This window comes from Pseudoduganella sp. R-32 (assembly GCF_049913245.1).
Classification (GTDB): domain Bacteria; phylum Pseudomonadota; class Gammaproteobacteria; order Burkholderiales; family Burkholderiaceae_D; genus Rugamonas.
Map to the genome: position 1 here is coordinate 3,140,960 of NZ_CP183987.1, position 13,478 is coordinate 3,154,437.

6 protein-coding genes are annotated in these 13,478 nt (G+C 64.6%); 5 read left to right on the plus strand and 1 reads right to left on the minus strand.

Annotation, left to right across the window (positions count from 1 at the left end):
- Positions 1-2 precede the first annotated feature (2 nt).
- Together ACN9MU_RS14480 and ACN9MU_RS14485 are read left to right on the plus strand one after the other, a co-directional pair.
- Positions 3-1,916 carry a glycoside hydrolase family 97 catalytic domain-containing protein gene (locus ACN9MU_RS14480; RefSeq protein ID WP_426344773.1) on the plus strand — a complete coding sequence of 638 codons (1,914 nt, stop codon included), beginning with the start codon at positions 3-5 and terminating at the stop codon, positions 1,914-1,916.
- Positions 1,913-4,834, plus strand: coding sequence for a TIM-barrel domain-containing protein (locus tag ACN9MU_RS14485; RefSeq protein WP_426323211.1), 2,922 nt, complete (start codon positions 1,913-1,915; stop codon positions 4,832-4,834). The genes ACN9MU_RS14480 and ACN9MU_RS14485 overlap by 4 nt, the downstream gene beginning before the upstream one ends.
- On the opposite strand, the gene ACN9MU_RS14490 is transcribed toward ACN9MU_RS14485, so the two are convergent.
- Positions 4,831-6,813, minus strand: a complete 1,983-nt coding sequence (locus ACN9MU_RS14490) for a glycoside hydrolase family 2 TIM barrel-domain containing protein (RefSeq protein ID WP_426344774.1) — start codon at positions 6,811-6,813, stop codon at positions 4,831-4,833. The genes ACN9MU_RS14485 and ACN9MU_RS14490 overlap by 4 nt on opposite strands.
- Before the next feature lie 131 nt (positions 6,814-6,944).
- Here ACN9MU_RS14490 and ACN9MU_RS14495 point away from each other — a divergent pair, with 131 nt between their 5' ends.
- From ACN9MU_RS14495 to ACN9MU_RS14505, 3 genes are all read left to right on the plus strand, one after another.
- Positions 6,945-8,432: a tryptophan halogenase family protein gene (locus ACN9MU_RS14495; RefSeq protein ID WP_426344775.1), complete on the plus strand. Its 1,488-nt coding sequence runs from the start codon at positions 6,945-6,947 to the stop codon at positions 8,430-8,432.
- Positions 8,433-8,455: 23 nt separating this feature from the next.
- Positions 8,456-10,084: an alpha-L-fucosidase gene (locus ACN9MU_RS14500; protein WP_426171591.1), complete on the plus strand. Its 1,629-nt coding sequence runs from the start codon at positions 8,456-8,458 to the stop codon at positions 10,082-10,084.
- 314 nt (positions 10,085-10,398) lie between these two features.
- Positions 10,399-13,422 carry a TonB-dependent receptor gene (locus ACN9MU_RS14505; protein ID WP_426323215.1) on the plus strand — a complete coding sequence of 1,008 codons (3,024 nt, stop codon included), beginning with the start codon at positions 10,399-10,401 and terminating at the stop codon, positions 13,420-13,422.
- Positions 13,423-13,478 lie beyond the last annotated feature (56 nt).

Genomic DNA, 13,478 nt, shown 5'->3' on the forward strand with positions numbered 1-13,478 from the left:
TCATGAAGATGAAGAAAATGAGTATCCTGGCAGCCCTGGCGGTAACCAGCGGCGCCGCGTTCGCGCTCGAGAGCCCGAACAAGCAACTGGATGTGTCGGTGACCGTCAATCCTGACCAGACCCTGTCGTATACCGTCAAGCGCAACGGCCAGGCAGTGCTGCTGCCATCGCCGCTGGGCCTGACCCTGGCCGGCGAGGATTTTTCGCGCGGCCTCAAGCTGGTGGCGACGTCGCCGGTCAAGCCGGTATCGGAACAATACACGATGGCGGTCGGCAAGCGCGCCGCGATCCGTTACCAGGCCAACGAGCAGGTGTTCTCGCTCGCCAACGCCGCCGGGCGCAAGATGGACGTGGCATTCCGCGTTTCCGACGATGGTTTGGCGTTCCGCTACGTCGTCGCCGATCCGAAAATCGGCGCCAAGCGCTTTGTCAGCGAAGCGACCGGCTTTGCGTTCAGCTCCAAGGCCCGCGCCTTCCTGCAGCCGATGGCGGTGGCCAAGTCCGGATGGGGCAAGACCAATCCGTCGTATGAAGAGCATTACCAGGTCGATATTCCGGTCGGCCAGCCGGCGCCCCTGAAGGCAGGCTGGGTGTTCCCGGCGCTGTTCAGGAGCGGCGATACCTGGGTGGCGCTGACGGAAGCGAACATGGACGGCAGCTTCCACGCCTCGCGCCTGGCCACCGATTCGCCCGGTGGCGTGTACCGCATCGCCGGGCCGACCGCGCCGGAAGTGTTCACCAACGGCCGCCTGCTGGCGGAAACGGGCGGCACCCTGGCTACACCCTGGCGCGTGGTGGCCGTCGGAACGCTCAACACCGTGATGGATTCCACCCTCGGCACCGACCTGGCGGCGCCTGCCGTCCAGCTTGACGCGAAGCTGGTACAGCCCGGGCACGCATCGTGGAGCTGGCCGCTGCTGAAGGACGAAGCTACCGTGTTCGACGTGCAGAAGAAGTTCGTCGACTATGCAGTCGACATGAAGTGGGACTACACCCTGGTCGACGCGGAATGGGACAAGCAGATCGGCTATGACAAGATGGCCGAACTGGTGCGCTACGCCGCCGGCAAGGGAGTGGGTGTGCTGGTCTGGTACAACTCGGCCGGCGCCTGGAACGACGCTCCGCAGACACCGCGCAACAAGCTGCTGACGCCGGAGGCACGAGCCAGAGAGTTTGCCCGCCTGCGCGAAATGGGCATCAAGGGCGTGAAGATCGATTTCTTCGGCGGCGACGGTGTGTCGATGATCCAGTACTACGTCGATATCCTGAAGGATGCGGCCAAGGCGGGCCTGCTGGTGAACTTCCACGGCGCGACCCTGCCGCGCGGCCTGGAGCGCACTTATCCCAACCTGATGACGGCCGAGGCGATCCGCGGCTTCGAGTTCACCACCTTTGACCAGCGCGACGAAGACGCGGTACCGGCCCACGCCGTGAATGCGGCCATGATCCGCAACCTGTTCGACCCGATGGATTTCACGCCGATGGTGTTTGGCGACAAGGCGCAGATCAAGCGGGTCACCCGCAACGGTTTCGAGCTGGCTGAATCGGTGCTGTTCCTGTCGGGTATCCAGCATTTTGCGGAGATCCCGCAAGGCATGGCCGGCGTGCCGGAGTATGTGCGGTCCTTCCTGCGCGACCTGCCGCGCCGCTGGGACGACAGCCGCTTCCTCGCCGGCTATCCCGGTTCGCATGTCGCCGTTGCGCGCAAGTCCGGCGACACCTGGTATGTGGCGGGCATCAATGCCGGCAAGGGTGAACGCAGCGTGGAGCTGGACCTGTCCTTTATCGGGGACCGCAAGGGCGTCATGATTACCGACGGCTTGGGCCAGCGCGAATTCAGCAAGGCCGAACTCAAGGCGGGCAAGGTGCGCGTGACGATCAAACCGCGTGGCGGCTTCGTGGCGGTGTTCCAATGAAACGACGTCTCCTCAGCGTTGCGCTGGCAGGCGCGTTTGCCTTCTCAGCGAATCCGGCCTTGGCTGCCGCACTGCCGCAAAGTGGCCTGGACAAGAACGGCCACCTGCAGGCGGCGCCTGTCGCCGCCCGGGATGGTTTCGCTTATGTGCGCCTGTCGGATGGCGTGCAGTTCAGGGTCGGGGGCGTGACCAAGAACGTGATCTTCTATGGCCCTGCCACGGTGCGCGTGAACGCAAACCTGGGCAGCAACCACTGGACCAGCCCAAGCCTGGTCGTGGTGGGCAAGCCGGGTGGGGCGAGCTTCAAGCTGGAGGAAAGCCCCTCCGCCCTGAGCATCCGGAGCGCCATGCTGCGCATCGACATCGACCGCAAGACCGGCGCCATGAGTTTCATGGACAGCGCCGGGCGGCTCTACACGCGCGAATCGTCACAGCCGCAGTCGATCAAGCCGGTCGAGATCTCCGGCGCGCCGTCGTACGAAGTGGAGAACCGGCTGGTGCTCAAGCCTGACGAGGCGATCTTCGGCTTCGGCTACACCGACAGCGAAAAGGTCAACCGTCGCAACCAGGACCTGCTGCTGGTGCAGACCAACCTCGGCATCATCATTCCGGTCATGATGTCGTCAGAACGCTACGGCATCCTGTGGGACACCTATTCGAAGATGCGTTTCCAGGACGGGCCGGAAGGCGCGCGCCTGTGGGCCGAAAGCGCGCCGGGCGGCGTCGATTACTACTTCATGGGCGGAAGCTCGATGGACGACGTGGTGGGCGAGTACCGGCGGTTGACGGGGGAGGCGCCAATGTATCCCAAACAGGCGTTCGGCCTGTTCATGAGCAAGGAGCGTTACCCCACACAGTCCCGTATCGTCGAAGTCGCGGAGAAGTTCCGCCAGGAGCAGTTCCCCCTCGACTACATCGTGCAGGACTGGCAATACTGGGGCGGCGACAAGGACGGCACCTGGAGCGGCATGGCCTGGGACCCGGTGCGCTTCCCCGACCCGCGCGGCATGACCGACAGCCTGCACAAGCTGCACATGAAGCTGATGGTCTCTATCTGGCCGTCGATCGGCAACGATACGGCGCTGGCGAAGGAACTGGACCAGCACGGCCTGCGCTTCGAGCCGCTGCACTGGATTTCGCGCAAGGCGCGCGTGTACGACGCCTATAGCCCGCTGGGCCGGAAAATCTATTTCAAGCATGCGAAATCCGGCCTGTTCGACAAGGGCGTGGATGCGCTGTGGATGGATGGTACCGAGGTGGAAGTGGGCTCCGCCGCCTGGGACGCGGCGCAGAACGAGGCCGACATCAAATCGCTGGGCAGGAATACCCTGGGCGACTTTTCCCGCTACCTGAACCCGTATACGCTGCTGACCACGCAGGGCACCTATGACGGACAGCGCGCGACCAGCGACAAGCGCGTCTTTACGCTGACGCGGTCGGCATGGGCCGGCGCACAGCGCACGGCCGCGGCCTCCTGGTCGGGCGACATCTTCGCCAATTGGGAAACCTTGCGCAAGCAGGTCAGCGGCGGCCTCAATGTGACCATTACCGGCAATCCTTACTGGACGCAGGATACCGGCGGCTTCTTCGTCAGCCGTGACTATCCGCTCGGCGAAAAAGACCCGGCCTACCGCGAACTGTTCGCGCGCTGGTTCCAGTATGCCGCCTTCAATCCCATCATGCGGGTGCATGGTACCGACATCGAGCGCGAGCCTTATGTGTTCAAGGGCCTCGACCCCGAAGTGTACAAGTCGCTGCTCGATGCGGCGCACCTGCGCTACCGGCTCCTGCCTTATACCTATGGACTGAGTGCAAAGGTCAGCAGCGAACATTACACCCTGATGCGCGCCTTGCCGATGGACTTTGCGGACGACAAGGCGACGTACGGCATCAACGATGCGTTCATGTTCGGACCTTCGCTGCTGGTGCATCCGGTGACGCGGCCGATGTACCGCATCCAGCCGCCGCCGCCGGCAACCATTCCCGCCGAATTCCTGCACACCCCGGATGGACGGCCTGGCCTGGCGGGCCAGTACTTCGAAGGGCGCAACTTCGAGGTGCCGAAAGGGCAGGTGATCGACAAGACCATTGACCACTCGTGGCCCGCGCCGCCGCTGGCCACGATTCCGGCCGGCCTGGCCGGGCTGGACGACTTCTCCGCGCGCTGGAACGGCACGCTGGAAGCCCCGGAGGATGGCGAATACGAGATCGGCGTGGAGGGCGACGACGGCTACCGCCTCTATCTCGACGGCGCGGCTGTGATCGAGCGCTGGGAGAATGGCGGCAAGCGGCTGGCCACCACGCGCGTGGCGCTGCGCAAGGGCCAGCGCGTGAAGCTGGCACTCGAGTATTACCAGGCCACTTCGGACCGCAGCCTGCGCCTCGCGTGGCGCACGCCGAGCGCCATGCGCGCCTTGGCGGCGGACAAGCCGGCAATGGACACGCAGATGCGCACCTACCTGCCGCAGGGGACCGCATGGTATGACTTCTGGACCAACCAGCGCTTAGAAGGCGGCCAGGCGGTGCAGCGGGACACGCCGCTGGACATCCTGCCCCTGTACGTACGCGCCGGCAGCATCGTGCCACTGGGACCGGTCATGCAATACGCCACCGAACAGCCGGCCGCGCCCTACGAAGTCCGGATCTATCCGGGCGCCGACGGCGGCTTTACGCTGTATGAGGACGATAACGAGACCTATGCGTATGAAAAGGGGCAGGCCGCCCGCGTCCCGCTGCGCTGGAACGACAAGGCGAAGACCCTTACCATTGGCGCGCGTATCGGCAGCTATCCGGGCATGGCCCGGCAACGCATCCTGAACCTGGTACTGGCCGGCCCGGATAACGGCAAGGGCATTGCAGCGGCCAAGGCCAGCCGCATGGTGCGCTACACCGGTAAGCCGGTGGTGGTGAAGTTCTAGCGGGGCTGGTAGTGCCACTCGACGCTGTCGGTGGCGCTGCCGGCGGTGACATCGATGCGGTTGCTTCCTTCGGCCAGCCGCAGCTGCCATGTCGCGATGCGGCCGGTCACCGGCTGCGTGCCCATGTCGGCGCCGTTGAGGCGCAGGCTGGCCTTGTCCTGGTTGCTGTACACCTTGACTTCCACGCTGGCCTGCTGGCGTTGCGTGTGGCGCCGGGAAGTGATGTGCGCCATCGGAGCCGCGCTCCAGTTGGCCTGGTACCAGAAATAGGCATCCTTTTTCACGCTGCGGTCGAAGCTGACCAGTCCCTTGTCGTTGAAGCCTGGCGTATCGCCTTCATTGCGGCCCGCCGAGGGGAAGTCGAAGCCGACCCAGATGAAGTTCGCCCACAGCCATGGCCGGGCCTCCAGCTGGCGCCAGGCAGCTTCGTGGTACAGGGCCTGGTACTGCTCCGGGTGCCAGCGCCCACCAGGCTTGGGCCGCTGTGGCGGGTCCTCCTGCTGCAGTGCGCTGGCCCCGGCGCCGTACTCGCTGACCGACAGCGCGGTGGCGGGCCGTTTGGCGTGATTCCCGTCCAGGAAGGGGCCAAGGTCGGCGAACTCGCCATCGTACCAGCCGAAATAGACGTTCGAGCCCACGGCGTCGGTATGCGAGGCTTGCGGACCATCGATCGGGCCGCAGCAGTTGGCGTAGACAGTCGGGCGGCTCGCGTCTTCCTCGTGGGCCAGGCGCTGCAGCGACGACAGCACGCGGGCGCTGTGCTCGTCGGACTGGTAGATCTCGTTGCCGAGCCCCCACACCATGACCGATGGATGATTGCTGTTCTGCCGCACCAGTTCGCGCAGCTGCTGCTCGCTGCTGGCCAGGAATTCCTTCGAACCGTTGACCGCTGCCGTCAGCGGCAGCTCGGTCCAGACCAGCCATCCGGCACGGTCGGCATGGTCGTAGGCGCGTTGCGGATGCTGGTAATGCGCGTAGCGCAGGCCTGTCACGCCGAGATCGGACAGGATGCGGTAGTCGGCATCGATGTCTTCGTCGCTGGCCGCGATACCCTTGCCGGGCAGGGAAGTCTGGTGCACGTTGACCCCGTGCACGCGGTAGCTGGCGCCGTTCAGCAGCAGGCCGCGCTGCGGGTCGAGCCGGATGTCGCGGATCCCGGCCGGGAACGAGAGCCGGTCGCGCGTGCCGGAGCCGCCTTCCGCTTCGGCCAACTCGGCTTCGCTGGTGTAAAGGTAGGGATCGCGCACGCCTTGCCAGAGATGCGGGGACGGCAGCGCCGCCTGCAGCGCGACCTGCACCGTGCTGTGCGGGGGCAGCAGCACCGGCTGGCGCGCCGAGGCCACTTCCTGCTGGCCGGCGTCGCGCAGGCGTGCGGTGATGACAGCATGCACGGCACGGCCGCTGTCGTTGCGGGCGCGTGCCGTCCACGACAGCGCGGCGCGCTGCCGCGACACGTCGGAAGCCTTGAAATACACGCCGGGGCCGCCGTAGTCGAGCATGTCGAAATGGATAGCGCTGGTCGAGACCAGCCGCACGTTGCGGTACAAGCCGCCGTATAGCGTGTAATCGCCCGCCAGCGGTGCCACGCTGCTGCCGGGTGCGTTGTCGACCCGTACCACGATCTCGTTGCCGCCATCCTGCAGCAGGTCAGTGATATCAAAACGGAAACGCGCGAAGCCGCCGGCATGGCGCCCTGCGGGGCGGCCGTTGACCCAAGCTTCGGTCACCAGCAGGGCGCCGTCGAACTCGAGGTAGTGCCGCTGTTTGTCGCGTGCATGCGACAGTTGCAGCGTGCGGCGGTACCATGCCGGTCCGCGGTAGCCGTCGAAACTGTGCGGCACGGTGACTGCTTGCCAGCCATGGTCGCCGGTCTTGTGGAAAAGCCACTCGCCGTCGAGCGGGATCGTTTGCCGCGCCTGGGCGCTGGCGGCCATTGGCGCCAGCAGCGCTATGCAAAGGCATGTATGGATCGGATTCATAGCGGGGCATTGTCCATGCTGCAGCCGCACACTTCAACTACCCTGCTAGATTTCATTGAACGCGTTGGTATTTTTCACAATTGCGTGCCGCCATGGCGCCTTGCAAAATCCGATGCCATAACGGAGACAAAATGATGACAACCGCATACAAACGCATCGTGGTCGTCGGTGGCGGTTCGGCGGGCTGGATGGCTGCCACGGCGCTGGCGACGGCGCTGCCCGGCAGCAGCGTGGAGCTGGTCGAATCGGAGGAGATCGGCATCGTCGGCGTCGGCGAGGCGACGTTCCCTTCGATCCGCGCCTTCCACCGCATCCTCGGCATCGATGAAGCGCAATTCCTGCGCGCCACCAACGGCACCTTCAAGCTGGGCATCCAATTCTGCGAGTGGCGCGCGGCCGGCGAGCAGTATTTCCACACATTCGGCGATATCGGTGGCCTGGGCGGCCCTCAGTCGCTGTGGGGCCAGTTCCGCCGGGTCGCCGATGCCGGCCTCGGCACGCTCGGCGAACAATGCCTTCCGAGCGTGATGGCCCGCGAAGGCAGGTTCCAGGGCGCTGCGTCGGAACAGGAGCGCCAGTTCAACTACGCCTACCATTTCGATGCCGTGCTGTATGCCAAGTTCCTGCGCAGCCTTGCAATGAAGCGCGGCGTGCACCGCACCGAGGGGCGGATCGTGCACGTCAGCCGGCGCGTCGACGGTGGCATAGAACAGCTCACGCTCGCCGATGGCCGCACGGTGGAAGGCGACCTGTTCATCGATTGCTCCGGCTTCGCCTCGCTGCTGCTTGGGCGTACGCTGGAAGAACCGTTTGTTGACTTCAGCAGCTGGTTGCCGGTGGACCGGGCCTGGGCCTGTCCCTGCGAACGCAGCAGCGGCGCGCTGATGCCCTACACGCGCGCCACCGCGCTGGAAGCCGGCTGGGCGTGGCGCATCCCGCTCAGCAATCGCACGGGGCACGGCCACGTTTTCGCGAGCCGCTACATCGACGAAGAGCGTGCCCGCGAACAGTTGCTGCAGCAGCTCGACGGCGCTGCTGTTGCCGAGCCGCGCCTGTTGCGCTTCACCACCGGCCACCGCGCGCGCTTCTGGTCGCACAATGTGGTGGCGCTGGGCCTTTCCTCGGGCTTCCTGGAGCCGCTGGAATCGACCAGCATCTTCCTGGTGCAGAGCGGTCTCGGTCGCCTGATCGAACTGTTGCTGAAAGGCGGACGCCCGGCCGAAGCGGCTGTCGCTGCCTACAACACCGGCATGGTGCGCCAGTTCGAGCGCGTGCGCGACTTCATCATCCTGCATTACTGCCTGACAGGACGCCGCGACAGCCAGTTGTGGCGCGACATGGCGAACATGGAGCTGCCCGAAACGCTGGCTTTCAAGGTCCACGCCTGGCGCCAGGCCGGCGTGCTGCACCAGTACGACGAAGAAGGCTTCGACGCCACCAGCTGGCTGGCGATCCATGCCGGCATGGACCATTGGCCGCAGCGCGCCGATCCATCGCTGGGCGACATGCCGCTGGAGGACGCACAGCGCGCCCTGCGCCTGCGGCGCGACAGCATTGCGGCCGCGGTGGCGGCCATGCCAAGCCACGAGGAATATCTCGCCAGCGTGCTGGCGCGCTGAAGGAAAACCCTAAAGGAATCTTGATGAAACGCCGAGACCTGCTGAAACACCTGGGCGCAGCCATGCCTGCGGTCGCGCTGTCGGGAACGGCGCGCGCCGCGGCCGACGCCATTGCGCCGGAGGCCAGCCTGCCGATCGCTGCGGGCCCGTTCAAGCCGGAATGGGATTCGCTCGACAAATACCAGGTACCCGACTGGTTCCGTAATGCCAAATTCGGCATCTGGGCCCACTGGGGACCGCAATGCCAGCCGGAATTCGGCGACTGGTATGGCCGCCTGATGTACGAAAAAGATTCCGACGCCCACAAGCACCATGTGCAGCAATACGGCGACCCGGCGCAAGTTGGCTTCAAGGACATCATCAGGCAGTGGAAAGCCGACAAATGGAATCCCGATGAACTGGTGGCCCTGTACAAGAAGGCCGGCGCCAGGTACTTCGTGGCGCTGGCCAACCATCACGACAACTTCGACCTGTACAGCAGCCGCTACCAGCCGGAGTGGAACTCCACCAGCATCGGTCCGCAGAAAGACCTGATTGCCGGCTGGAGCAAGGCCGCGCGCGCCAACGGGTTGCGTTTCGGCGTCAGCGTGCACGCGGCCCACGCCTGGACATGGTACGAGCCGGCACAGAAATACGACGGCAACCTGACCCGGCTCGACGGCGCGGGCAAGTGGTGGGAGGGGCTGGACCCGCAAGGCCTGTATGCGCAGCGCCATCCGTTGAGCAAAGGCGGCGGCGAAGGCGGCGTATCGGACCAGCAGTGGCATTGGGGCGGCGGGGCCTCGGTACCCGACAAGGCTTATGGTGAAAAGCTCTTCAACCGCACGCGCGACCTGATCGACTCCTACGATCCGGACCTGGTGTATTACGACGATACCGTGCTGCCGCTGTGGCCAGTCAGCGATATCGGACTGCGCCTGGCCGCCCACATGTACAACCGCAGCATCGCCACCAAAGGCAAGTTGGAAGCAGTCGTCAACGGCAAGATCCTCAATGAACAGCAGCGCCGCAGCATGGTGTGGGATATTGAGCGCGGGCAGAGCAACCGCATTGAGGAACTGCCATGGCAGACCTGCACCTGCATCGGCAGCTGGCACTACGACCGCCGCGTCTACGATAACCGTGCTTACAAGAGTGCAAAGTCAGTGCTGCATACCCTGATCGACGTGGTCAGCAAGAACGGCAACCTGCTTCTCAGCGTGCCGGTGCGCGGCGACGGCACCATCGACAGCCGGGAGCGTGCCATCGTCGAGGAAGTAGGGCGCTGGATGGCAAAGAATGGCGAAGCGATTTACGACACCCGTCCCTGGGCCGTGTTTGGCGAAGGCCCGGTGATGGAGGAAGCGGCGGCGCCGATGTCGGGCGCCGGCTTCAACGAGGGCAAAGGCAAGCCGTTTTCCGCCGCCGATATCCGCTTTACCGCGAAAGGCGATGCGGTGTACGCGTTTGTCATGGGCTGGCCGCAGGATGGCAAGCTGACCATCAAATCCTTGCGCAGCGCCACGCCGCACCTGACCAGACGTATCGCGCGCGTCGAGCTGGTAAGCAGCGGACGGCCGCTGGCGTTTCGCCAGTCTGCGGACGGCCTGCATGTGACGCTGCCCGCGCACCAGCCGGCGCTTGGCTACGCCAATGCGCTGAAAATTACCTGAGCGTGCGGCCTTGCGTTTTTTTCGTTTGTTGTATTGGTGATTTTCGCAATTGCCGCTGCTTAGGACGAAAGGCAGAATGGTTTCATCGCAGAAGCGAGACAAAAAAATCAGATAGAGAGACAGTCCATGACCATCAAAATTCTTGCCGCGCACAGCGGCGAAATCGCAAGCGCCGCTTAGGCGCAGCGCGGGCGCCGGGCCAATCCCGCCTGGCATCCCACAGCAAAGCGCAGTCCACGGACAGACACGGTCGCGTGCTCGCGCAAATGAGCAAGCCGTCATTACACTTATAAGTTAGAACGAGAGGATTCAGAGTGAAACACTTGAAGAAGACAGCGATCGCCGTGGGGGCGGCACAAATCGCCTTGCTGGCAGCCGGTGGCGCCTTCGCGCAGACCGCATCGGAAAGCAAGGATAGTTCGAACACCGTGGTGGTGGTCGGCCAACGCGCAGCACTGGAGTCGGCACAGAAACGCAAGCAGGACGCCGAGGAGATCGTCGACTCGATCGTGGCCGACGACATGGGCAAGCTGCCGGACAAGTCGGTAACCGAGGTGCTGCAGCGCATGCCGGGCGTCACCATCGACCGCACCATGAACCGCCAGGACCCGCAGCAGGGCGTGGGCGACGGCATCATGCGCTTCGCCGCCGAAGGCACCGGCGTGTCGATCCGCGGCATGAGCTATGTGCGGTCCGAGCTGAACGGCCGCGACTCCTTCTCCGCCAACGGCGGCCGTTCGCTGAGCTTCGAAGACGTGCCGCCGGAACTGATGGCCGGCGTGGACGTCTACAAGAGCCCTTCCGCAGAGCAGATCGAAGGCGCCGTGGGCGGCCTGGTCAACCTGCGTACGGCCATGCCTTTCGACTTCAAGGGCTTCAAGGGCGCCGTCTCGGCGGAAGCCTCGCGTTCCAAGCTGCGCGGCGAGACCGCGCCATCGTACTCCGGCATGGTGTCGAACCGCTGGGATACCAGCTTCGGCCAGTTCGGCGCCCTGATCGACGTGGCGCGTTCGCAGATCAAGACCCGCAGCGACGGCATGTCCGTCTCGCCATTCATCCCTCGCACCGATGCCGTCTCGGGCGACAACAGCGGCGCGCTGCGCTGGATTCCGAACGGCGGTTCCTGGAACCGCGGTAACTTCGACCGCGACCGCGAGGGCTTGTATGGCGCCTTGCAGTGGAAAAAGGATACCCTGTCTTCTTCCCTGACGTACTTCCGTTCGAAGTATGAGCTGGACTCCACGGAAGCATCGCTGTTCCAGACTGCCAATCCGGCGACCATCGTGCTCGACCCTGGCGCAACCTTCGACGACAGGGGCGCCCTGTTGACCGGCACCCTGCGCGCACCGACCGAACCTGGCGTAGGATTCGGCACCAACACCCGTGCCGTCGGCCGTGCAGCCGATACCCGCGACGTGGCCTGGAACCTGACCTGGCGCGCCAGCGACCGCTGGGTGTTCAAGACCGACCTGCAGCACATCAAGGCAAAGACCGACGGCTTCGACAACACCGTCGGCCTGGGCGGCTACATGCCGAAGGAAACGCTGGACCTGCGCAGCTCGCCGCCGCAGTTCGGCTTCGACGCCGCGGATCGTGCCCACCTTGCCAATCCGGCCAACTACTACTGGGGCTTCGCCCAGGAGCACCGCGATGAGGCCGAGGCGACCCAGACCGCAGGCCGCCTGGACGCCAAATTCATCTTCGACAGCCCGGTGCTGCAGGACCTGCGCTTCGGCGTACGCTTCACCGACCGCGAGGCGGAAACCCGTTCGACGCACGATTCCGAATGGGCGCAGATCACGCAGCCCTGGGCAGTCGGCGATTCGTGGCAGCCACTGAGCCAGCTGGCCTACCTGAGCGACCCGCGTTTCGCCGGCGGCACCACGCCTGTCTCGTTCGGCAATTTCTTTGGCGGCAAAATGCCGACGCCACCGCAGTTCGTAGCGCCTGACCTGTCCTGGTCCTTGGGCTCGCCGCCCGGCGGCTTTGCCAAGCTGCATAGCTACACCGACATGGTCTGCAAATCTTCCCCTTGCTCGCAACACTGGACGCCTGCCAAGTTCGGTGACGACAAAGGCCTGAACGTACAGCGCGAACGCACCAAGTCGGCATATGGCCAGCTGCGCTTCGGCTCGGATAGCTGGCTGCCGTACCCGGTAGACGGCAACGTCGGCGTGCGCGTGGTGCGCACCGATATGTCTGCCGATGGCTATACGCTGTTCACCCCGCCGACCAATCCGATGCCGGGCGTGCCGATCATTCCGGCGCAGGCCGACAAGCAGACGTTCAACAACAGCTACACCAACGTGCTGCCAAGCCTGAACCTGCGCCTGAAGCCAAGCAATGAACTGCAGTTCCGCGCCGCCTTCTCGAAAGGGATCACGCGTCCGGACTTCTACCAGATGCAGGCCTACACGACCCTGAGCCAGGACGTGAAGACGCACCAGGATCCGGTGACCAATCAGGCGGTGCTCGATTCGATCAGTTATAAGGGCGATGCGCGCGGCAACCCGAACCTGCGCCCGGTGCGCGCGAACAATTTCGACCTGACCGGCGAGTACTACTTCGGCAAGAGCAGCTCGCTCACGGTGGCGCTGTTCAACAAGAAGCTGAAAGACGTCATCATCGGCCGCACTTCGACCTATACGCTGACCGACACCGCCGGCCAGCCGCACGACTTCCTGATCCGTTCGCAGGTCAACGACGCATCGGGACGTGCACGCGGCGTGGAAATCGGCTACCAGCAGTACTTCGACAAGCTGCCTGGCCTGCTGTCCGGCTTCGGCATCTCGGGCAACTACACGTACATCGACAGCGTCATGAAACTGGGGCACCCGGTGACCAGCACCTGGTGTACGCCGAAAGACACGCTGGACGCCAACCTGGCGCGCGACCTGGCCGGTTGCGATACGGACGGCCACGTATTGGGCGGCCTGCCGATGGTGGGCATGTCGAAGAATGCGTACAACCTGGCTTTGCTGTATGACCACGGCCCGCTGTCGGCGCGTCTCGCATACTCCTGGCGCGGCAAATACCTGCAGGCGGCCAACGCCTACGGTACGGCCGACGGTTCCGGTATCGACCGCAATCCGGACAGCCCGAACAAGGGCCAGGCCTACTCGGTGAACTTTGCGCTGCCAACCTGGGGCGGTGCTTACGGCCAGCTTGACATGGGCCTGCACTACAAAGTGACGGAGAACCTGAGCTTTGCGTTCGAGGCGCAGAACCTGAACAACGCGCTGTACAAGCAGTATATGCAGCAAGGCATTGGCCTGATGGACCGCTCCGCGTTCTACACCGGCCGCCGCTACACGCTGCAGGCGCGCTACTCGTTCTAAGAAGTACCGGCAGCACACCCGCACGACGTGCTGCCGTTTTCACCTCATGGACAACC